Annotated in this window: 17 protein-coding genes and 1 pseudogene; 8 read left to right on the top strand and 10 right to left on the bottom strand. The window is 52.6% G+C overall.

The genetic code is table 11. The annotated features are described in order from the left end of the window. Positions 1 to 312: 312 nt before the first annotated feature. Entirely contained in the window at positions 313 to 768 is a 456-nt protein-coding gene (locus MELB17_RS03865; protein WP_007348830.1) for a phosphate-starvation-inducible protein PsiE, read from the top strand. A 157-nt stretch (positions 769 to 925) separates the two neighbouring features. Here MELB17_RS03865 and MELB17_RS03860 read toward each other — a convergent pair whose 3' ends face one another. Beyond that, on the bottom strand, positions 926 to 1,132 hold the full coding sequence (locus MELB17_RS03860) for a hypothetical protein (protein WP_007348829.1): 207 nt from the start codon (positions 1,130 to 1,132) through the stop codon (positions 926 to 928). Positions 1,133 to 1,350: 218 nt separating this feature from the next. Further along, positions 1,351 to 2,094, bottom strand: a complete 744-nt coding sequence (locus MELB17_RS03855) for a ParA family protein (RefSeq protein ID WP_007348828.1) — start codon at positions 2,092 to 2,094, stop codon at positions 1,351 to 1,353. Positions 2,095 to 2,342: 248 nt separating this feature from the next. Between MELB17_RS03855 and MELB17_RS03850 the strand changes: the two genes are divergently transcribed. Then, a complete protein-coding gene (locus MELB17_RS03850; RefSeq protein WP_007348827.1) occupies positions 2,343 to 4,118 on the top strand; it encodes an acyl-CoA dehydrogenase C-terminal domain-containing protein in 1,776 nt (591 codons plus the stop codon). A 304-nt stretch (positions 4,119 to 4,422) separates the two neighbouring features. Next, positions 4,423 to 5,268: pseudogene (locus MELB17_RS03845) on the top strand (bile acid:sodium symporter family protein); the annotation flags it as partial. A 180-nt stretch (positions 5,269 to 5,448) separates the two neighbouring features. Here MELB17_RS03845 and MELB17_RS03840 read toward each other — a convergent pair. Then, positions 5,449 to 6,249, bottom strand: coding sequence for a dienelactone hydrolase family protein (locus MELB17_RS03840; RefSeq protein WP_007348825.1), 801 nt, complete (start codon positions 6,247 to 6,249; stop codon positions 5,449 to 5,451). Between the two features lie 158 nt (positions 6,250 to 6,407). Here MELB17_RS03840 and MELB17_RS03835 point away from each other — a divergent pair, with 158 nt between their 5' ends. Next, positions 6,408 to 6,980: a glutathione S-transferase family protein gene (locus MELB17_RS03835; RefSeq protein ID WP_007348824.1), complete on the top strand. Its 573-nt coding sequence runs from the start codon at positions 6,408 to 6,410 to the stop codon at positions 6,978 to 6,980. Positions 6,981 to 7,224: 244 nt separating this feature from the next. Here MELB17_RS03835 and MELB17_RS03830 read toward each other — a convergent pair whose 3' ends face one another. Further along, positions 7,225 to 8,538: an MATE family efflux transporter gene (locus tag MELB17_RS03830; protein WP_050774896.1), complete on the bottom strand. Its 1,314-nt coding sequence runs from the start codon at positions 8,536 to 8,538 to the stop codon at positions 7,225 to 7,227. Positions 8,539 to 9,005: 467 nt separating this feature from the next. Between MELB17_RS03830 and MELB17_RS03825 the strand changes: the two genes are divergently transcribed. The 3 genes from MELB17_RS03825 (at position 9,006) to MELB17_RS03815 (ending at position 12,690) form a co-directional block, all read left to right on the top strand. Beyond that, positions 9,006 to 10,865 (top strand): methyl-accepting chemotaxis protein, encoded by a 1,860-nt coding sequence (locus MELB17_RS03825; RefSeq protein ID WP_007348822.1) that lies wholly within the window; start codon positions 9,006 to 9,008, stop codon positions 10,863 to 10,865. 148 nt (positions 10,866 to 11,013) lie between these two features. Next, positions 11,014 to 12,273, top strand: coding sequence for a PQQ-dependent sugar dehydrogenase (locus MELB17_RS03820; RefSeq protein ID WP_007348821.1), 1,260 nt, complete (start codon positions 11,014 to 11,016; stop codon positions 12,271 to 12,273). Positions 12,274 to 12,354: 81 nt separating this feature from the next. Beyond that, positions 12,355 to 12,690, top strand: a complete 336-nt coding sequence (locus tag MELB17_RS03815) for a c-type cytochrome (protein ID WP_007348820.1) — start codon at positions 12,355 to 12,357, stop codon at positions 12,688 to 12,690. A 94-nt stretch (positions 12,691 to 12,784) separates the two neighbouring features. Here the strand turns inward: MELB17_RS03815 and MELB17_RS03810 are convergent, their stop codons facing one another. The 3 genes from MELB17_RS03810 to nspC all read right to left on the bottom strand — a co-directional run bounded on the left by MELB17_RS03810 (position 12,785) and on the right by nspC (position 16,431). Further along, on the bottom strand, positions 12,785 to 13,837 hold the full coding sequence (locus tag MELB17_RS03810; protein ID WP_007348819.1) for a hypothetical protein: 1,053 nt from the start codon (positions 13,835 to 13,837) through the stop codon (positions 12,785 to 12,787). Between the two features lie 171 nt (positions 13,838 to 14,008). Next, on the bottom strand, positions 14,009 to 15,250 hold the full coding sequence (locus MELB17_RS03805) for a saccharopine dehydrogenase family protein (RefSeq protein ID WP_007348818.1): 1,242 nt from the start codon (positions 15,248 to 15,250) through the stop codon (positions 14,009 to 14,011). An 83-nt stretch (positions 15,251 to 15,333) separates the two neighbouring features. Beyond that, a complete protein-coding gene (nspC, locus tag MELB17_RS03800) occupies positions 15,334 to 16,431 on the bottom strand; it encodes a carboxynorspermidine decarboxylase (protein WP_007348817.1) in 1,098 nt (365 codons plus the stop codon). Positions 16,432 to 16,531: 100 nt separating this feature from the next. On the opposite strand from nspC, the gene MELB17_RS03795 reads away from it, so the two are divergent. Then, complete coding sequence (locus tag MELB17_RS03795) at positions 16,532 to 16,711, top strand: hypothetical protein (RefSeq protein ID WP_007348816.1); 180 nt, start codon at positions 16,532 to 16,534, stop codon at positions 16,709 to 16,711. A 120-nt stretch (positions 16,712 to 16,831) separates the two neighbouring features. Here MELB17_RS03795 and MELB17_RS03790 read toward each other — a convergent pair whose 3' ends face one another. The 3 genes from MELB17_RS03790 to MELB17_RS26055 all read right to left on the bottom strand — a co-directional run bounded on the left by MELB17_RS03790 (position 16,832) and on the right by MELB17_RS26055 (position 21,179). Continuing rightward, a complete protein-coding gene (locus MELB17_RS03790; RefSeq protein ID WP_007348815.1) occupies positions 16,832 to 17,845 on the bottom strand; it encodes a class I fructose-bisphosphate aldolase in 1,014 nt (337 codons plus the stop codon). A 212-nt stretch (positions 17,846 to 18,057) separates the two neighbouring features. Beyond that, positions 18,058 to 20,736: a mechanosensitive ion channel domain-containing protein gene (locus MELB17_RS03785; protein ID WP_007348814.1), complete on the bottom strand. Its 2,679-nt coding sequence runs from the start codon at positions 20,734 to 20,736 to the stop codon at positions 18,058 to 18,060. Positions 20,737 to 21,047: 311 nt separating this feature from the next. Then, complete coding sequence (locus MELB17_RS26055) at positions 21,048 to 21,179, bottom strand: hypothetical protein (RefSeq protein ID WP_264673208.1); 132 nt, start codon at positions 21,177 to 21,179, stop codon at positions 21,048 to 21,050. Positions 21,180 to 21,390: the final 211 nt, after the last annotated feature.

Genomic DNA, 21,390 nt, shown 5'->3' with positions numbered 1-21,390 from the left:
GCAGATTATGGACAGGCACAGCAGCCGGCACAAATGTCTGGACAGGCACAGCAGTCTTTCTGACAGGCACAGCAGCCGGCACAAATGTCTGGACAGGCACAGCAGTCTTTCTGGACAGGCACAGCAGTCTTCAGGCACAGCAGTCTTTCGGGTTCGAACTGATCAATAGCTGCGCAATATACGTATGGTCTGAAGGTGGACAGGCACAGCTTAGTCTCGGCACAGCTTAGTCTCCGGTGCAGCTTAGATCCCCAGCGCAGTCCGCCGGAGCCTAGATGTGCGCTAAAATCACCTGATACTTAAGTCATAATTATGAGCATTAAAAGAAATACAGATTGCAGTCAAGACTCAGAAACGCAGTCAACGGCAAGCGGGAATGACGACGTAGCCGGTGTCGATTCCGGCAAAAAGACTTTCGCTCTTGCTACTTTCAAGGTGATCGAGAACCTGTTGCTGATCATCGTTGTGTTGATGACGCTGGGCGGTGTGGCCTTCGAGCTTCTCACGGTCTACAGCGCCCAGAGAATCCAACTTGCGGACATCCTGCTGATGTTTCTTTACCTGGAGGTGATCGGCATGGTGGCTGTGTTTTACTCGGATCGGCGCTCTGCCTTTGTCTACCCGATTTTCATTGCGATTACGGCACTCGCCCGACTCATTATCCTGCAAGGCAAAGACATGGCGCCTGAGAACATTTTGTACGAAGCAATTGCAATCCTAATCTTGGCTTTGGCCGCGATTGTTATCATTCGTTTGAACCGAATTTGAAGAGGCAATAGCAATCCAGACAGGCACAGACCCGGGTTCGGTGAACATGCACAGACCCAAGTTCGATTTGGCTGCTACCTAAACAGTGCAGAATTCCTTACGGCAGGGCAGGTAGCAGTCACAGGTCATTCAGGTTCATTAAGGACCATAAAAATGCCTATTCCTCGTTTGCGTCGTCGTCTTCCACCTCGTCCGGATGCTCCTGCTTATAACGCTCCCAGTCTTCCCAGTCATGAGGCGTTCCGGCATGCGGTTTTTTCAGGTGCTTGGCATGCTCCTTCGCGTTGTGTTGCAGACTGTGGTCTCCCTTATCTTCCTCGTCGTAGCCGTGCTTCTTCAGAAAATCCGTTGCGCTGATTGGCATCTTGAAATACCTCCGGGTCCATTTGTGCTGTACTCAATATTACGCTGGCCTTCCAACGGCGGATTTGCAAGCGGTTGTGTTGGGCTTGCATATTGAACTTACCGTGTATAGGCATAGCTTGATCCTTCAGGGGACAGATTTCAAATCTGTCCCCTGAAGGATCAAGAGCAGGCACAACCCAGCTTTAAAAAGGTTCACACAACGAAACCAACCCGATCTCACCCAAGGTCTTTTTTAATGCTGGCCCAAAGTTGGCGATAAGCCCCGGCCGCCGTGCTTCTGGCATCCAGTTTTTCCAGAGGTTGGCCTTCTTCGCCCATACGCTCAACCACGCTTGCGTAGGGTATTGCGACGTTCAGACAGTTGGCTGTCAGTTCCGGGCCACGCTCAACCAACTCCCGGTGCAGCTTCTTGCGGCGATCGACCATAGAGAAAAACGGGCGCAGCTTTTTAACACCCAATTTCTTGCTCTTGGCAAAATCGTGCAGCTGATTCCAGCTGTTCATGGACAGCCAGGTAGGCACCAGTGGCACGTAAACCTGGTCTGCCACCTCCAGCACCTGTTCGGTTAATCGTGACAGCGTAGGTGGGCAGTCCAGAATCACCAGGCTGGTTTCTTCGGAAAGTGGGGCGAGCAGCTTCTTGAGTTGGTTGCCATCGGTTTCCTGATCAAGCTTGATGTCGAAGTTGCGGAAACTCGAGTGTGCCGGAATAAAATCCAGGCGGGGGTAAACATCACTGTGGATGAACTTGGCGATAGGCGATTTGCCCTCAAGCAGTTTGGAGAGTTTGTTGCCTTTGAGTGGCTCGGCACCGGAAAGATAGAAGCTGGAAGCGCCTTGAGGGTCGAGATCCCACAATAGAGTTTGACAGTTGTCCTTGCTTGCAAGGTATGCAACGTTCACTGCCGCCGCCGTTTTGCCAACTCCGCCCTTGGGGCTATAGAACGCAATAATCCTCATTGCTGCCCTGTTCCTGTATTGATTCCAGTGAATTAGGACCTACAGAATAGCAGGCGTTTGGCCCTGCCTGATGACACTTTTGTGACACGGCCTGATCACGTGCAGGTACAGATCAGCTCTGCGCGCAGAAAAAATCGGATCTTGGACGGGCATAAATAGGTCATAAACGGGTGAACCACAAAATTAAAACAGTCGTATGAATTAACGCTAAACTGCTAGACCAAAGAATCCGATTTAGGAGAGTGCTCATGAAATACCAAGCCCCGGCAAATGATCTTCGTTTTTTGTTGTTTGATGTACTGGGCGTAGACCGGCTTCATGAGCTGGAAAAATACGCCGATGCCACACCGGATCTGATTTCTGCAGTTATTGATGAAGCTGGAAAAGTGGCGGCTGAAGTGATTCAGCCGACCAATCAAGCCGGTGACCGCGAAGGCTGCCATTACGACCCCGAAACCCACGCTGTGACAACGCCTGAAGCGTTTAAGCCGGCCTACAAAAAGTTTGTAGAAGGTGGTTGGACCGCACTGGATGCGCCGGTGGAGTTTGGCGGGCAGGGGTTACCCCATACGCTTAAGTTTGTGGTGGATGAAATGGTCTGCTCCACCAACCTGTCTTTAGGCATGTACCCGGGGCTAACCCACGGTGCTATCAGCGCACTGTACGCCCACGGTTCCGACGAGCTTAAACAGACTTACCTGGAAAAACTGGTGTCCGGCAAGTGGACAGGTACCATGTGCCTAACCGAACCCCAGTGTGGCACCGATTTGGGTCTGATTCGCACCCGTGCTACGCCCAACGCAGATGGCAGCTACGCCATTGAGGGCACCAAAATCTGGATCACTGGCGGTGAACACGACCTGACCGACAACATTGTGCATCTGGTGCTGGCAAAACTGCCCGGCGCGCCGGACACCACAAAAGGCATTTCGCTGTTTGTGGTTCCCAAGGTTCTGCCTGAGTCTGGCGAGCGCAACCCGGCTTTCTGTGGTGGCCTGGAACACAAAATGGGCATCAAGGGCTCCGCGACCTGCGTGATGAATTTTGAGGGCGCCAAAGGCTGGCTGGTGGGTGAGCCCAACGACGGCATGCGTGCCATGTTTACCATGATGAACGAAGCACGCCTGATGGTGGGCATGCAGGGCCTTGGACTGGCAGAGATGGCCTATCAGGAAAGCCTCGGATTTGCCCGCGAGCGTCTGCAGGGCCGTTCTATGAGCGGCGTGAAGAACCCGGATGGCCCGGCCGACCCGATTATCGTGCACCCGGATGTGCGCCGTATGCTGATGCGCCAGAAAGTTCTGAACGAAGGCATGCGTGCCATGGCCCTGTTTGCCGGTCACCAGCTTGATCTCTCGGTTGCCCATCCGGACGAGGCGGTACGGGAATCCGCCGATGACCTGGTGCAACTGCTTACTCCGGTGGTGAAAGCGTTTCTGACCGACGAAGGCTCTAACAATACGAACATCGGCCTGCAAGTGCTGGGCGGTTCGGGCTTCACCACCGACTGGCCTCTGGAGCAACTGGTTCGCGATGGCCGTATTGCGCGCATTTATGAAGGTACAAATGGCATACAGGCGCTGGATTTGGTGGGCCGAAAACTGAGTCTGAAAGGCGGGCGGCTTGTGCGCACCCTGTTTGGCGTACTGACCAGCTACCTGAAGGACAACCCGGAAGCACCCCATCGCGATGAGCTGAAAGGCGCTGTAAGTTCGCTGGAAAAGGCCACTCTCTGGCTGGCAACCAACGCCCCGAAAGATCCGGAGCAGGCGGGTGCCGCTGCCACGCCATACCTGCGCCTGATGGCTCTGACGGTTATCGGTTACATGTGGTCACGCATGGCCAACGTTGCCGGCCAGCAAATTGCAGCCGGCGAAGGCAACAAGCCTCTGCTCGAAAGCAAGCTGGTGTCTGCCCGCTTTTACTTTGAAAAGCTGCTGCTGGAAATTCACTGGTTGCTCAGCGACATCGAAAGCGGCAAGGGCAGCCTGATGGATATGGGAGACGATCACTGGGCGGCGTGAGCCTCTATATCCCGGCGTTTTGAATCAAGCCACGCACCGCGTGGCTTTTTTGGTTTGGGCTTAGTCTGCTGGATTGAGAATTGGCGCGGGAGCAATCCACCAAAACCCAAAGGCTACTATCTGATCACTGACTTCAGATTTGGTGATGGACAGGCATGTCCATTCTGCAAATGAATTTCCCGCATATCTGTCAAGCCGCTAGACTCTGATGACATTATTGCGTCGTTTCTGAGCGTTGGTTTCGGAGGACAAATAAGTCAGAAAATAAAACCCTTTGTAATGCCGCCCCGGCATTGGAGAAGTCATGAGTGCGGAGCAGCTGGTCCACCTTGTTAACGTTCAGATCGTACCCATTTCGTTGTTTCTGATCATGCTCGGAATGGGATTATCTCTGGTTCCTGACGATTTCAGGCGAGTGCTGGCTTACCCCAAGGCTGTCGCCATTGGCCTCAGCTGCCAATTGGTACTGTTACCCCTGATTGGCTTTGGTCTCGCCAATCTGGTGCCTCTTTCGCCTGAACTTGCGGTCGGTGTGATGTTGCTGGTGGTTTGCCCGGGTGGCACTACCTCAAATCTTTACGCGCACATTGCCAAGGGTGATGTGGCACTGTCGGTTACCCTGACGGCAGTGGCGAGTGTAGTGACGGTGTTCTCCATTCCGTTTATCGTCAATGGTTCGCTGCTCCACTTTATGGGAGAGAGTGAGGCAATAACCCTACCGATAGGCCGTACCATGGTCAGCCTGGTGTTATTGACCATTATCCCGATCTCTATTGGCATGACAGTCCGGCGTTTTATGCCGGTGCTTGCCATCGCCGTCGAGCAAAGGGTCAAGTATTTTGCGGTGATTTTCCTGGCCTTGTTGATCGCCTTTCTGGTCTACCAACAACGGGAGACCTTTGCTGATTCGATCATCAGTGCCGGACCGGTAGCGTTGCTGCTGAACCTTTCGACCATGCTTATTGGCTTTTATGGCGCTCGGTTGTTCGCACTTAATCGTCAGCAAAGCATTTCGATCACGTTGGAGACTGGCCTCCAGAACAGTGGCCTGTCGATGGTGTTGGCGCTGGGTATGCTGAACAATTACGCGATGTCGCTGGTACCAGCGATTTACACTGGGGTGATGTTTATCACCGCTGGCGTGTTGGTCTACTGTCTGAATCGCTCAAAGCCCCATGCAGTTGGCGTAGTAGGCGGCGGCGGGCCAGTCTGAAAAAATGCCTATCACCCCCACCTCCTGTGCCAGCACGTTGGGCGAAGTAGCTGAGGGCAATGAGAGTGGCAGGGAGAAACTGCACCAAGTGTTCTCCCTGACAACCGACACGGCCGATTACTGGGCAAATATATCCTGATAGAACGCCATCGTGCCTTCCCATGCACGATTGGCGGCTTCTTTATTATAGGCCATGGGCAACCCGAACTTTTCACCGGTGTCATTAGCCGCTTTGGAGGTGAAGGAGTGCTTGACGCCGGGGAACACAGTCAGGCTAAGGTCTGCACCGGCTTTGGTCATTTCACTGACAAAACCGGTGACCTGCTCCACTGGAACGAACGGATCAGCGCCACCGGTGTAGGCCAAAATCCTAGCCGTAACTGCGCCCTGTTCGGGCTGGATGTCGCTACCCAGTGATCCGTGCAGGCTGACGACGCCGTCAAGATCGAGGCCGAGCCGCGCCATGTTGAGCACGACCGCACCACCAAAACAATAACCCTGGGCCGCAATCCGGGATTCGTCGACCGTTTCATGGTCCTGCAGAATGCTCATGGCCTCGCGGAAGCGGGCTTCGAGTGCCTGTTTGTCGCCCATGGTGGCCTGCATGAATTTCTTGGCGTCGTCAGGATGTTCGGCCAGCTTACCAGTGCCGTACATGTCCAGTGCAAACGCAGTGTAGCCCTCTTCAGCCAGCCTTTCGGCCTGGCTGCGGACAAATTCGTTGTGGCCCCACCACTCGTGAACTACCAGTATTCCCGGGCGCTCGCCCTCAACATCGTCGTCATACACCATGTAGCCGGTGAACGAATCACCATCGACGGTATACTCCACCGTTTCAGACACTATCTCGGCAAAGGCTGCAGTAGTGAAAACGAGAGAGGTCGCCGCGGTAAGCGCGAGTCGTTGCATCATGTTCATTGTCCGGATCCTTTTGCTTCGATTATTGTAAGGCCTGATTGTTCACTATTCATGAGCGGCTGCTCCGTGCCATATTGTTGGGACTGCCTGTTGCCCGGTCTGGCGCTATGAGGTTAGCTACAGACACTTATACGATAACACGACAAATCGGAGGCTCCATGAAGCTGCTTGGCTCGACCACATCCCCTTATGTCCGACGCACCCGGCTGCTGCTGGCGGACCGTCCTTATGATTTTGTGAACCTGAATATCTACGGCGAGGGGCGAGACGAGTTGCGTAAAAATAACCCGGCGCTCAAAATTCCGATGCTGGATGATGACGGCCAGGAAATATACGATTCCCGGGTTATCGCTCGCTATCTTGGGGCTAAGCTGGGCAACGCTGCCCCGAGCTGGGATCAGGAAAACCAGCTAACGTTGATTGATGCGGCCAACGATTCCTTTGTCACGATGCTGTTGTCGAAACGATCCGGCCTCGACATCGAGCAGGATGTGATGTTTTACAACATCCAGCGCGAACGCATCATAACGACCTTGCGTAAGTTGTCAGCCATGGTGGATGCGGGCGAATTCACAGACTGGCATTATCCGTCAATCTGTCTGTTCAGCCTGATCGACTGGCTGGATTTCCGGGCTCTTGTCGATTTTGAGGGCATCGAGAACTTGTTGTCATTCCGCGACCAAAATTTGCAACAACCTATGGTCGCGGAAACGGACCCCCGCAAAGCCTGACTTCTTTGTATCCACAGTAAACATCAATTCATCCACCTTCACTGTGGTGAGAAGTTTTTCCAGCTGGCTTTTTTGTTTGAATCAAGTCGGTAAAGCGATATCAACTTCGCCAAACAGAGCGGGGTGGTGGGGAATTTTTTTCGCCGGAAATGGGTGTTTGAGCGCAGCGAGTTCCATTTCCAAGAAAAAACATTCCCCGCCACCGCGATCAATCCACCAAACCCCAAAGGCTACCAAAATCTAATCACTCGAGTGCACCAGCCGGAGGCAGCCTGCTAATTTCTCGCTTGGTATAAAAGTGCGCGATCACCGAACTGACCACCACCACAATCACGATGGTGTAGAACATTGACACCATGGGATAGTCCCAAAGCACAATCAGCACATAGTTAATGATCGCAGGTATCACCAGCTGCCGTGCGATACCGAGGTACATCGGGAACATGGGCTTACGCATTGCCTGCAGCACCGCCACACTTTGAAATAAAACCACATACGCATAGAACGCTAAAGCATCGATCCTGAGATAGGTTACGCCGGTGTTCTTAATAGCATCAGTGTTGGTAAAAAAGCCCATCATAAGCGGAGACAAAAAGTACATAATAGGTATTGAAAACAGTGCCATAGCCAGTCCAATTACCAAACTCTTCTGATAGGTCTCGGCCACTCGCGAGCTGTTGCCGGCACCTAGGTTCTGACCGGCAATAGCCATAACCGCACTGTTTAAACCCAGTGCAGGCAATAACAGAAGTTGTTCGAGTCTTAAACCCACTGTGTAACCAGCCACGTGATGACTGCCAAATTGTCCGATGAGAGCCACGGTAATGAAGCCACCCAGAACGATGGTGAGTGTATTGAAGCTAGCGGGCAGAACTTGTTTGAGCAAAGCTTGCCACCGTGGCCAGTCGAACGCTGGTCTTATCCGTATGTCGAGCCGTTTAGAAAGCACTCGTAACAAGTAAAATGCAGTCGCTATTTTAATAATAACGGTCGCTAATGCTATACCAGTCACGCCAAGCCCAAGGCCGAACGTGAAAAGTGGGTTTAATGCAAAGTTCACAAAAAAGCCAATGGCCAGTGCGTTGCGGTTGGACTTAGTATCACCCAGAGCCATTAAAGCCCCAGCGGCGCCAAAAGAGAGCATGAAGCCGATAGAACCTGCCAAGGTTACCCACAAATACTCCATGGCTAATGGTTCAATATGCGGCTCTGCTCCCAGTAAAACGACCAAGGGTCGCGCTGTGAAAGCGCCGAGCAAAAAGGATAAAACACTGAATCCAATTGCCATTCCAGTGACGTTGTTGATCCAATACTTGACCTGACTGGTGCCACCTTTTATGGCACCTTTTATGGCACCTTTTATGGCACCTTTTACGGCACCCCGTCCAACCTCCGGCGCAATCATGGCTGACGCACCCGCCTGTATTCCAAGACCAATGGAGAGCAACAAGAAAAACACGCTGCCAGCTATTGATAGGCCCGCAAGCGCATCGTCACCGAGGTAGCCCGCGAACCAAATGTCTGTGAGGTTGTACAAAGTGTTGAACACCATACCCATTGATGCCGGGATGGACAGCCTTATCATGTGGGCTAAGACTGAGCCACTCGTCAGGGAGGGTGAAGACTGAGTGCTTTTCAAGGCGAACTTTGAATAATAAATGTGAACGAAGCTGATAAGTTTTGCAGCGTCTTTTTAACCGTGATCTTCACTTTCATATTGGGCCTGTCGCTATTGGGAACGCTAAATACCTCGGTCGCCATTTCTGGAATAATACATGAAAACCTGATTTTCGTGCCACCGTGCCTTCGGGCACGTACCCAAGGCTGACCCACGGTGTGATCAGTACCCTACACAGCCACGGTTCCGATAAGTTAAAAAACCTATCTGGAAAAACGGGTGTCTAGCGACTGGACAGCACAATCAATTCCTCAAAATCCTCAACTTATTTTCGCTCCAGCCGTTACCATGTCATATATAAGACGCATGGCAATAACCCGTCATCTTACCTACCCAGGAACCCGAGAATGCCTTTCCCAAACATGTTTTCTAACTGGTCGATTGGCGGCAAGTTAGCCGCGGGTATTACCCTTCTGATTCTGCTGTCGGTGGTCATTGGGGCCATAGGGCTTTTCACCCTGAACAACTACGGCGAGCGTTCACTCGTAGTGGCGGATGTGGGCAGTGTCGAGTCGGCTCTGTTGGAAGCCCGTACCGCTGAAAAAAATTACCTGTTGCGAAAACAAGACCAATATCTTGAGCGGGTTACCACGCTGACCGACGCGGCGTCCCTGCAAATGGAAGATCTTAAAACCCGCCTTGTTGCACCCGCACATATTGATAGGCTCAACGCCATGCAAGCGGGTATTCGGCAATATCAGCAAAATCTGAGTGCCCTTGCCAATACCATTAATCAACGCAGTGAGGCGATTCAGACATTAGAGAAGAGTTCACGTTTGGTTGAAAGTCGTCTCAGCACCGAAAAATTATTGTTTGAGGCGGAAAACATGGTTAAGCAAATGCGCCGACAAGAGCGCAGATTCCTGGTGGAAAACAACGCCGACGCGGCCGACCGATTCATCAAGATGGGTTCGATGGCACTTGAATTGGTCAGGAACAGCTACGCCGCCTTGAACATTAAAGAAGAAGTAGAACGGCTATTCCAGGATTACATCGAAGCGTTCGACGTTGCCCTCGCCTCCACTCTGACCGCCCAGGAACTAGAGAAAAGCATGGTCAAGGGGGCGGGCGCGACCATCAGCGATGCCGTCACCCTACAAAAGTTGCAGCTCGAAATCATGGTCTCCGAACGTCAGCAAGCAGTCACTTTGATCGTAGTCGCAATGTTCAGCGTGCTTGTACTTGGCGCATTTTCGGGTTGGCTGCTCACCCGTAGTATTACCCGACCAATCCGTGAAGCCGTCAGCCTGGCGACCCGGGTTGCTTCCGGTGATTTGAGTGCAGATATCCGCAGTGATCGCGGTGATGAATTCGGGCAATTGTTGTCAGCGCTGGGCACCATGGTGGTTAACTTGCGGGATCTGGTGCGCAGTATCAATACGAATTCTGGCCTGATCACCACTTCCGCCAACCAGCTCTCGGTGGTGACCGAACGTACCAGCTCAGGCATTGCCCAGCAGCGTGACCAGACCGACCAAGTTGCCACGGCCATGAATGAAATGGTGGCTACGGCAAACGATGTCGCCACCAATGCCAGCGCTGCCTTCACTGCGGCCAATCTGGCTAATCAGAAAGCGGCGGCGGGCGAGGCAGCGGTTAATGAAACCCTGAGCCATGTGACAGAACTGAACGACAAAGTGCTGGAAGTCACCCAGCGCCTGCAAGCCCTACAGGCCGATACCCAGAACATTGTGTCGGTACTTGATGTGATCAAATCCGTCGCGGATCAAACCAACTTGCTGGCACTAAACGCAGCTATTGAGGCAGCCCGGGCCGGTGAACAGGGCCGCGGCTTTGCGGTGGTGGCAGATGAAGTTCGATCGCTGGCAAAACGTACCCAAACCTCGGCCACCGAAATTGAAGGTTTAGTCAACAGTTTGGTGAACAGTGCGGAGAGATCGGTTGTGACCATGAGGCAAGGCTCTGAACTTGCGCACCGAACTTTGGAGAAAGCTCAATCTACCGGTGAGCAAATTATGGAAATTACTCGGGCTGTGGAGGACATCAGCCGTCTGAATAGCCAGATTGCTACCGCTGCCGAACAACAAACCGCCGTTGCCGAGGACATCAACCAGAACGTTACGTTGATTCGGGATGTCAGTGAACAATCCGCCAATGACTCAACGGAAGTTGCCGCTGCAAGCCACGAGCTGGCGCGATTTGGTGAGGGCCTGCAAACCCAGGTTGCACGGTTCAGGATGGGGTAGTGAATGGGTAGGCACAATTAATTTCCGGACTAAGGCTTCACAGCTGGTCCTACCAGTTATTCACCGTTGATTCTTGACACCCATGTTGCTGACGCCTTAACTCAGATCTCGGAGACTGGTTAAAAACCACACAGCGGAAGCACTTACAATGATAAAAAAACCATTAGTGATTCTTACGACCTTGCTTGTCGCCACACAGGTTCAGGCGCAGGGAACAACCGACGAGACGCTGAAGACACTGGGGCAATTCAAGGTCACTGGCGATTCTGAGTTCACCACCATTGACCAGAATAGCAGCAGCGCGGACGCTATCCGCAACTTACTGAAAAATGTTTCAGTACCCAAAGGCTTTGAGATCACCCTTTATGCTCTGGTGCCTGACGCCCGTCATATGGCAGTGGGTCCTCAGGGGGTGGCGACGTTTGTGGGTACGCGCAAAACAGAAGTCTGGGTGGTTACTGATCGCGACAAAGATCGGGTGGCCGACGAGGTGAAAAATTTTGCGCCATCCGTTTCGAAGAAAGTCCCCAACGGGCCTTGCTTCTCCCCCCAAGGTGTCTTGTACATTGCGGAGCAAAACCGCGTTCTGGCCTACCCCGCAGCAGAGTTCTTTTATGAGGGCACGGATGTCGTCGCCGCAGAGCTGATTGCCGGTGGTCAGCTGATTCCAGAGGAATACGTTAGCTACAACCATACCGCGCGCGTTTGTGATGTGGGGCCGGACGGCAAGGTCTATATCTCTTTGGGGCAGCCCCACAATGTGCCACCCCAAAATCTGTGGGATGACTATCAGTCCCAGGGGCTCGGCGGCATTATTCGCATAAACCAGGATGGCACAGGCCGGGAAGTTTACACTCTGGGTGTCCGTAACTCCGTAGGCCAGGACTTCAACCCTGCAACCGGCGATCTCTGGTTTACCGACAATCAGGTAGACGGTATGGGAGATGATATACCACCGGGTGAAATCAACCGGCAGACCCAGCAGGGTCAGAACTTCGGCTTTCCCTACTACGGTGGTGGGGCGGTTCGCACTGCTGAATACAAGGGCGATGAGCCACCAGCCGATGTGGCTTATCCGGTTAGCACGACCGTTGCGCATGCAGCAGACCTGGGGATGATGTTCTATACCGGCAATATGTTTCCGAAAGAATATCAGGGTGGTATTTTCTCGGCCCAGCATGGGTCCTGGAACCGCACCGAAGCGGTCGGTGCACGGGTGATGTTCACTCCGGTAGACGCTGAGGGCAACATGACCGGTGAGACCCGTCCCTTCGCCGAAGGCTGGCTCACGGATAATGGCGAGTATCTGGGGCGTCCAGTGGATGTTGCACAACTGAAAGACGGCTCTTTGCTGGTGTCAGATGACCTGGCAGGTGCTATTTATCGGATTGCCTACACTGGCGAGTAACAGCGGCCGGTTAAGTTAGCCCGGTTCGTATCGATGCCAGGGGCGGTAATGCCCCTGGCCTATTCCCAGGACTGATATTTTATGCGCTATTCGGCACCGCTGTTTACTCTCGGTCTGACTGTCATTATGGTCCTCGCCACTCCCGCCAGTCATGCGGGTGACCCCGTTAAAGGCAAGGTTTTGGCAAGACAATGTCAGACCTGCCACGGACTTGATGGTATTGCCAAAATTCCCATTGCACCGAACATCGCCGGCGAAAGTCAGATCTACCTTGAACTCCAGCTCAAGCGCTTTCGTGACGGTCAGCGCGAGCATGAAATGATGACCGTAGTTGCCAAGAATCTTACGGATACCGAAATTGAGGATCTGGCCACCTGGTATGAGTCCATTCAGGTAACGGCGACACTACCGGAATAGAGCGCTGCGACGGGGCTGTGATATTCAAAGCCCGGTTACGCAACCATCACCCATTTTCATGGACAGGCACAGTCAATTCAACCAGGGACAGATTTCAAATCTGTCCCTTATCGTTAGACTCCGGCTCAAGAATTTTTCGTGCTGCTGCGGATTTATAGAAAGCTGACAGCCGCCGCCGCACCAGGGCCTCGATATACCCCTCTTCCTGAAGCACGCCTAAAACCGGAATGGCCCAGGCGTCCGCCTCTGCCATGATGACTTCACGGGTAACGCCCAGATCGTCAAGCAGATCGGTCAGTGGTCGGTCACCATATTTTACAAACAAGTGCGCAACCACGGCTCGGGCGCAGCCGTCAAAATAGTCGGTTTTTCGGAACTGCAGCCAGAACTCATAGCCCAGCGCCACAAACTCCGTTAGCTGAACAGCGCCCAGTCCTCCTTGAAGCTCGGCAAGCGTTTTATTCTCCACGTTTTCCCATGCAGCCATAACCGTTTTGCGCACTTCATCATCCGATATCGCGCCCTGCAAAAACTGCTCGCTACGGCTGATCAGCCCGGGCAGGCTCTCTGCAAGCCACGCTTTCAAACGGCGCTCAAATGTTTCATCAAGTCCTGGCACAGCTTTGTTCGCCATGCGCTTGCCAAATTTCATCATCGAACCAATGCCGGGCACCGACTTGGTAATCAGGTTGTCTTCATACAGATAATTGACCACACCGTGGTACACCATGTTTGAAATCAGTTCCTGGTAGATCGGGTGTTCAATAATCTCACTGATTATCTGCTCACGTTGGTGCCTTAGTTCTAGCGCCGCATCCAGAAAGCCGGTCACTTGGTCTTGGGTGACAATTTGCCCCAATGCGGTCGTTTCCTGAATCGGTGCGTTTAGAACCTCGGTTGCCATCTCAGCCGCCAGCTCCGGAACGCCTGCGTCTAGCTCCATATTCACAACAACGCGCTGAAGGGTTTCTGCTACCTGGTTTTCCGAGGCGATACGATTCAGTGTGATATTGCCCGCGTGATCAAGAAGCTCATTAACCTCCTGCTTCAAAAACTTGCGAAGCTTTGCGCCTTTCAGTGAGGCAACCTCATGCTTCACGTGCAATTCAAGCAGTTGGCTGGCTGTATCGTTGTTGTGGGTGGGCATGGTGTTGGCGGCCTTGTTGATGCGATTAAAAAGTGCGAACCAGGGACAGATTTCAAATCTGTCCCTTATTTAAACCAGGGTAGATCACGGACAGGCACGGGCCTATTTATTGGAAGCTTAAACAGTAAAAAGCCAGCAATAGCTGGCTTTTTGTCTTTATTGAAAAATAACTCAGAAAAAGGTCAGTGGCCTTTCACCTTGTTCATCACGAATACAGGTGGGCAAGCCCATTTGGTTAAGCAGGTTCAGAAAAGGTCGGGGTGGCAGTTCTTCCACATTGGCCATGGTTCCTATATCCCAGGTGCCATCAGCGATCAAAAGGGCGGCAGCCACTGGTGGAACACCTGCCGTATAGGAAATGCCCTGGCTGCCCACTTCTTCGTAAGCGTCTTTATGATCGGCCACATTGAAAATAAAGATCTCCCTTTCCTTGCCATCTTTTTGACCTTTGATCAGGTCACCAATACACGTCTTACCCGTGTAATTCGGTGCCAGGGAAGAAGGGTCGGGCAAAATTGCTTTCACCAACTTCAAGGGAACCACCTCCAGGCCTTCTGCCGTTTTCACGGGTTGCTCAGAAAGTAAACCCAGACTATTGAGTACCGTAAACACCGTGATGTAGTGCTCGCCAAAACCCATCCAGAAACGAATGTTGGGCACATCCAGGTTTTTGGACAGTGAATGAATTTCATCATGCCCGGTCATGTAGCTGGTATGTTCACCCACCACAGGCAGATTATCTGTGCGCTTATTCTCGAACATCTTGTTTTTGGTCCACTGGCGATTCTGCCAGGACCAAACGCGCCCGGTAAATTCACGGAAGTTGATCTCGGGATCAAAGTTGGTGGCAAAATAACGGTCATGATCCCCGGCATTGATGTCGATAATGTCGATGGAATCAACCGTGTCAAAATATTCATCAACCGCCAACCTGGCATAAGCATTAACGACACCCGGATCAAAGCCCACACCTAGAATAGCCGTGGTCTTGGCCTTTGCAAATTCATCCTTGCGCGTCCATTCATAGTTACCGTACCAGGGTGGCTCTTCGCAAATCTTATCCGGCTCTTCGTGAATGGCGGTATCCAGATAAGCAGCACCGGTATTGATGCAGGCGGTCATCACCGACATATTGATAAAAGCCGAGCCAACATTGATAACAATCTGGGCTTCCGTTTTATAGATCAATTCTTCAGTGGCAGGAATATCCAAGGCATCCAGCGCAAAGGTTTGAATTTTGCCCGGCACCTTCATGCTGCCTTTTTCTTCCACACTTTTAACAATGGCATCACACTTGGATTGAGTACGTGAAGCCAAAGTGATTTGGCCCAGAACGTCATTATTCTGAGCGCATTTATGGGCGACCACCTGAGCAACGCCCCCACCTCCGATAATCAAGACATTTTTTTTCATTTCCAGACAAAACTCCAATTTTAAAACCGCTGTTCATTCGTTGAGGGCGAGATGTTGTCAGGTCAGGCCGCCCACGGCAATCTCTACGACAATGCCTGCACAAAATCGTCATAGCCAAACGACTTGACGAGTTCAATACGCCCATCCAGCTGTTTAACCGCAATAGACGGCATCTTCACGCCGTTAAACCAGCTTTTCTTGACCATCGTATAGCCAGCTGCATCTTGAAAAGAGAGACAGTCACCGATCTGCAAAGGCTTCTCAAATTGAAATTCGCCGAAAATATCACCGGCCAGGCAAGATGTTCCACAAATCTGATACGTGTAATTACCACGGTTGGGCTCAAGTTTTGCGCTTTCCCGGTAGATCAATAGATCTGGCATATGGGCTTCAATGGACGAATCAACAATCGCCAGGTCTTTGTCGTTGTTGAGCAGGTCAAGAACAGTAACTTCGAGGCTGGTAGAATGGGTGATGGCGGCTTCGCCGGGCTCCAGATAAACCTGCACAGCATAACGCTCAGCAAAGGCCTTCAGCCTCTGGCAGAAGCGCTCCAGAGGGTAGCCTTCTCCGGTAAAGTGAATGCCACCACCCAGACTGACCCAGTTGACATTTTCCAGCAGGTGCCCAAAACGTGTTTCGATTACCTGCAGAAGTTCATCAAAGCGCTCGAAGGAGGCATTTTCACAGTTGTTGTGAAACATGAAGCCTGAGACCTGATCCAGAATGCCCGCGATTTTTTCCGGGTCGTGCTCACCCAGGCGGCTGTGCGGGCGGGCCGGATCGGCAAGGGCGAAACCCGAGGAGCTGACACCGGGATTGACTCTCAGCCCCCGGGTTTGGTTGGCAGATGCCTCAGAGAAGCGCTGTAGCTGGCTGATGGAGTTAAAGATGATTTTATCGCTGTGAGCCAGAATGTCTTCAATCTCATCATCAGCGTAGGCGACACTGTAGGCGTGTGTTTCCCCTGCAAATTTCTGCTTACCCAGTTTGACTTCATTCAGAGAAGAAGACGTTGTGCCATCCATGTACGCCTGCATCAAGTCAAAGACACCCCAGGTGGCAAAGCACTTGAGCGCCAGCAAGGATTTGGCACCAGACTCTTCCCGCACCCTGGCAATGATTTCCAGGTTACGCAGAAGTTTGCTTTTATCGATCAGATAATAGGGCGTTTTGAGCATTTTCTTTCCTCAAAAATGCGCGATTATATACGATAAACATTCTTGGTCATTACTTTTGACATCTGTCTCCACCAACATCCGGTATTCAAGGACTTTTATTATGGAAACACTATTGATCATACTGGCGGTGCTGTTTGTGGCGCTGATCGTTATTCTGCCGCTGGTTGAGAAATATGCGCCGAAAGGTGAATCGCGTGATTATGGCAACCTCACGCGATTCATTTTCCCGCTGATGGCCGTGTTGATTTTGGCGCAAATGATTCGGCATTTCTTTTTCTGAGCCTCAGGGCTGGATAATCATCAGCGCTTTGAATATGGACGGGCACAGCATAGTTTGAAGCAGACACACGAACTGCGTTGTTCAACGGCTAGGGTGCTTGTAGGGCAGGATGTGACTGATTTAGCCTTCCATATCCGTTTTATACGCCCCAGAGCTGGCCGCGCCGTTGAGCCTGGCCCGTTTGAGTATGGCCGTTTGGGCAGCGTGGGCGTTATCCAGTTTTCCGGCCCAAGCCCTCTGTGCCGGTTCCTGCAGAGCGCGTCCATAAGAAAAGCTCAGGTTCCAGGGTTGCTGGCCAAGGCTGTTCATCGCGTTCAGGTTGAGGGTAGCTTCTTCGGGAGCCTGTCCGCCGGAGAGGAAATTGATACCCGGAACGGCCGCCGGAACAACCCTGCGTAATACCCGCAAAGTAGCTTCTGCTACGGCTGCCGGAGATGCCTTTGCACACGCTTTGCCGGGCGTTACCATGCTGGGCTTTAGAATTATCGTTTCCAGTTGCACGCGGTGGCGGCGCAGGGCGTTGAAAACCTCCGCAATCACGGCTTCATTCACTTCTGCAGATCGCTTGATGGTGTGGTTGCCATCAATCAGCACCTCTGGCTCTACAATGGGCACAATACCTTTTGACTGGCATAATGCGGCATACCGGGCCAGCATTTCAGCGTTGGCTTCCACCGCCTGGCGTGAGGGCAGTGTGTCGGAGACGTTGTACACAGCACGCCACTTGGCAAAACGGGCACCCTGGTTTTTGTAGATTTCCAATCGGTCATCCAGGCCGTCGAGGCCATAGGTTATTTCATCGCCCGGAGCATTGATCAGGGGCTTTTTCCCCGTATCTACCTTGATGCCCGGCACAATTCCCTGGCTTTCCAGCAGCTTGGCGATCGGTACATTATCCAGGCTGTTCTGACCCAAGGTTTCCTCAAAAAGAATCACACCGCTGACGAATTCTCCAAGCCCGGGTGTGGAAAAGACCAGGCTGCGGTACTCCCGGCGTTTATCTTCTGTGGATGCAACACCCACTGCATCGAAGCGTTTCGAGATAGTCGGGAGGCTTTCGTCCGCTGCAAGAACACCCTTGCCTGGCTGAACAAGACCCTGAATCGTTGAAAGTAATTCCGCGTGAATATCCATGCCCGCTCCCATGCCTTATTGAATGTTGTAATCTTTTTCGGCTCTCTTTGCTCAACAGTATAGTCCGCCCATTGCCCATGGGTGCTGAAGTGTCGCTCACATTCAAGGTAGGGGACAGATTTGAAATCTGTCCCCGGTTTGGCACATGTCCCCGGTTCGGCAACGTCCGCAAGCTAGGGGACAGATTTCAAATCTGTCCCCGGATTCAAAGCTCAGCTCGGTTCCGGCCGGGTGTGCACGTGAATGTCACGCTGCGGGAACGGAATGTCTATGTTCGCTTTAGTTAAGGCTTTTGTGATGGACGCGTGAATTTCGTGAGACAGCGGCATCATGTCTGTCAGCAGGTCTTTTACAAACATCCAAACCTCGAAATTAATACAGCTGTCGCCAAATCCGACACAGAAAACAGCCGGGGCAGGGTCATCCACGACACGCTCGTTATTTTGGGCCACCTCGGTAAGTATGGCCTGAACCTGGTCTACGTCACAGTCATAGGCGACACCCACCTTCACGACGATTCGGGTAATCGGGTCTGACAATGTCCAGTTTGTAAGATCTTGGGTCACAAAAGTTTTGTTAGGAATGATCTGCTCTTTGCGGTCCCAGTCGACCAACGTCGTTGCGCGAATGCGTATGCGTGACACAGTGCCGGTAATGCCGCCAATGGTGACGGTGTCACCCACCCGAATAGGGCGCTCGAAAAGCAGGATGATGCCCGACACAAAATTGGCGACGATTTCCTGAAGCCCGAACCCAAGGCCAACCCCGAGAGCCGCGATTAACCACTGCAACTTGGACCACTGAACACCAATTACCCCAAGGCAGAACACCACGCCCAGAAGTACCACCACATAGGTGGTGATGGTTGTGATGGCATAACCGGACCCAGGTTGAAGGTGCATTCTGCTCAGAATGGTGACTTCCAGCGTTCCAGGCAGGTTTTTTGCGGCAATAACGGTACCCGCAGCAATCAGCACCGCCAGCAGCGCATCGGCTAGGGTGATCGGCAGTGGGTCACTACCGTTCAAGTCCGTTGTAATCGTCCACAGGGTGATGTCGTTAAACAGTTGTAGGGCGGGAATAACATCGGCCCACAGAAACGTAAGGCCGGTCAGGGCTAGCACGGAAACCATAACCCGGAGCAGGGAAGAGCTCTGCTGGCTGATGTCTGCAAGGTCCATTTCTGGCATATCCGGGGTCAGGGGAAGAGCCTCGCCGGGTGCGTCTTCCATTCCTCTTTTAGCCTCCGCTATTTTGTGTTCGGCCGCGCGCTGTTCTTTTAGGCGTTCAAGGGTGATTCTGCGTTCACGCACGGAAAGCGCTCTTAAACCGAGATAGTAAAGCAGTGCATTAAACGCCAGCCAGCAGATAGAGATGAACAGGCTGCGTTCGAGCTGAAGTGCGGTGTAGTGGTAGCCCACCAGCGATGCCATGGCCAACGCGAGCGGTGTAGCAACGGCGATGAAATGGAGGAAATACAAAAACCGGCTGTGGGGTTTGTGCGCTCTTACGGAGGCCATAATGCGCTGAGCGAATACTGCCAGCACAACAGATACCACCGTAAACAGCAGGCGGCCGAGGCTGTCATCAAACTGTGCGCCTTCGGGAGTTGAGCTGTAAGCGGTGGTCACAATGGCAACGGGTATAACAAACGCCATAAGAATGGGAAGTGCCTGGCGAATTGCCTGCAGGGAGCTGGTGTTCCAGTGGAAGTGGCTTTCTCCAAGCCCCTGTTTACGGGCAACGTTACGAATAAACGCCAGCGAGAACATAATAAAAGCGGCCGCAGTAAAGCCTTTGGACAACGCTGAAAAGAACGCGGTGCCTTCCATAAGTACAAGCGCCGCCAGGGAGAATACAAAAACGCCAGGCAGCGCCAGCAGAACGCTGTTCATCAGCGCCAACAGTGTAGAGGCTGTACGGTCGTGCCCTACATTGCCAATAAACTGGCTGTTGGCGGCCAGGTTATCTATGATCGCATGTCGTTTGAAGGTCAGTACGATGAGCAGTAACACGATCAGCCCAATGCGGCCGGCACGTTCAGCCAGCGACGTAGAAATGGCTTCTTTCAACGGGGCATATTTGAGCTCTGAGTGCAGCCACTGTATTGCCTGATAAAGCTCACTGAAGGTTTCGATGCCCACTCGCGAGGCACTCGGAAGCCAGAACAGCCTTTGCTGCAAAAGCGTCTGGTATTCCAGCACCTGGTCCTGAAGTGCTGTCACGGTGCCGTAATAATCATTCAGAACGTCGATATGCTCGGTAACCGATTTGTGGAGTGCTCGCAGTAAGTCCGATCGGCGGCTGCGCAGTTGGCCACGAACATCGTCGCCGGGCCCGGTAATGGCCTCGAACTCCTCAAGCTTGAGTTGTTCCTCCCGTGCCGCGGAGAGTTTGTCTTGTATGCCTTCAATCAGGTCGCTGGCAACACTCTGCCGCTGAAGCCTTTCAAGCCGCTGTTTTAAAAGGCTGGCATAGTTAGATGTCAGGTTCAGCCCTGCGGTTTCAAGCCTCAGTTCGAAGCTTTCGTATTCGTCTTGCAGGCGGCTGAGTAAAGATTCGGCATAAATCAGCCGTTGGCGGCTGGATGCGACGGCAATGCGGCGCTGTTCCAGCGAGAGGCCCAACGCCCGGACTTGCTGCTGAATGTCGGCGTTAACGGCGTCGGGTAGTTCAATCTCGGGAGTTGCATCTGAGCCGGTCTGCAGCTGAGGTTGTACGGCCGGGCGGGCTTGTTCTGGCTTCTGAGGCGCATCTTCCGCTTGCTTTGAGGCTGGCTCAGGGGCTTTTTCGGCGTCTGCGGCAAGAACGGATGACGTCGAAAAGCAGAGCAGAAAAATCCCGGCCAGCCATGCTGTCAAAAATGCGTGTCGGGAAAAGCGTTGCTTCATGGACGTTCGATCCTCGCGTTATAAGGCAGGGGACAGATTTCAAATCTGTCCCCTGTTTGGCAAAGTTGAGCATGGAAAGGTACAGCATAGGCGGGCAGGATATAAATAACTCTATTCCATTTAAAATTGTAGCCTACTGACTCTGACTCTTGTTTTTTGTATCGCTTTTATCGTGCTGGCAACGCCATTGCCGTTATCGCGGAACCCGCACTGGAGCGTTCGTGGGTTCGATTTTCCGCGGTTGCAGATCGCCGTGGCGGCATTGCTCGTTATTGTTTTTCAGCCGGCGCTTCTAGACTGGAGCAGCATCTTTAGCTGGCTGCTGCCACAGGGCTGTGCCTGGCCAGCCAGTTATGGCGGGTTTCGCCGTATACGCCGCTGTGGCGTAAAGCCAGCGGGCTGCGGGATCCGCGGGTTGGCCGAGCATGTTCAGTACGTTCCACGCGAAATACCCTTTCATGCGCTGGCTGTTAGACCACCTCTTTCACAGTGAGCATTTAACGGTGAAAGACATTCGTCGTTTGCCATACATTGGGTCTGATTATTTCCTGCTGCTGAGGAAGGCGTTAGCAAGCAGGATGTGCCAGAGCCGGGCAAGTAGGGCCCTGTTCAAGGAACGCCCCCGTTATTGATGGCCGCCGTTATACGATCTTG

The organism is Marinobacter sp. ELB17, from assembly GCF_000169375.1.
Classification (GTDB): domain Bacteria; phylum Pseudomonadota; class Gammaproteobacteria; order Pseudomonadales; family Oleiphilaceae; genus Marinobacter.
The sequence above is the reverse complement of the archived record's forward strand: the minus strand, read 5'-3'. Positions and strand labels throughout refer to the sequence as shown.

Coding starts and splice junctions, on each gene's coding strand:
- MELB17_RS03865 (WP_007348830.1), top strand. CDS start 313: ATGAGCATTAAAAGAAATACAGATTGCAGTCAAGACTCAGAAACGCAG.
- MELB17_RS03860 (WP_007348829.1), bottom strand. CDS start 1,132: ATGCCAATCAGCGCAACGGATTTTCTGAAGAAGCACGGCTACGACGAG.
- MELB17_RS03855 (WP_007348828.1), bottom strand. CDS start 2,094: ATGAGGATTATTGCGTTCTATAGCCCCAAGGGCGGAGTTGGCAAAACG.
- MELB17_RS03850 (WP_007348827.1), top strand. CDS start 2,343: ATGAAATACCAAGCCCCGGCAAATGATCTTCGTTTTTTGTTGTTTGAT.
- MELB17_RS03840 (WP_007348825.1), bottom strand. CDS start 6,249: ATGAACATGATGCAACGACTCGCGCTTACCGCGGCGACCTCTCTCGTT.
- MELB17_RS03835 (WP_007348824.1), top strand. CDS start 6,408: ATGAAGCTGCTTGGCTCGACCACATCCCCTTATGTCCGACGCACCCGG.
- MELB17_RS03830 (WP_050774896.1), bottom strand. CDS start 8,538: ATGGGTATGGTGTTCAACACTTTGTACAACCTCACAGACATTTGGTTC.
- MELB17_RS03825 (WP_007348822.1), top strand. CDS start 9,006: ATGCCTTTCCCAAACATGTTTTCTAACTGGTCGATTGGCGGCAAGTTA.
- MELB17_RS03820 (WP_007348821.1), top strand. CDS start 11,014: ATGATAAAAAAACCATTAGTGATTCTTACGACCTTGCTTGTCGCCACA.
- MELB17_RS03815 (WP_007348820.1), top strand. CDS start 12,355: ATGCGCTATTCGGCACCGCTGTTTACTCTCGGTCTGACTGTCATTATG.
- MELB17_RS03810 (WP_007348819.1), bottom strand. CDS start 13,837: ATGCCCACCCACAACAACGATACAGCCAGCCAACTGCTTGAATTGCAC.
- MELB17_RS03805 (WP_007348818.1), bottom strand. CDS start 15,250: ATGAAAAAAAATGTCTTGATTATCGGAGGTGGGGGCGTTGCTCAGGTG.
- nspC (WP_007348817.1), bottom strand. CDS start 16,431: ATGCTCAAAACGCCCTATTATCTGATCGATAAAAGCAAACTTCTGCGT.
- MELB17_RS03795 (WP_007348816.1), top strand. CDS start 16,532: ATGGAAACACTATTGATCATACTGGCGGTGCTGTTTGTGGCGCTGATC.
- MELB17_RS03790 (WP_007348815.1), bottom strand. CDS start 17,845: ATGGATATTCACGCGGAATTACTTTCAACGATTCAGGGTCTTGTTCAG.
- MELB17_RS03785 (WP_007348814.1), bottom strand. CDS start 20,736: ATGAAGCAACGCTTTTCCCGACACGCATTTTTGACAGCATGGCTGGCC.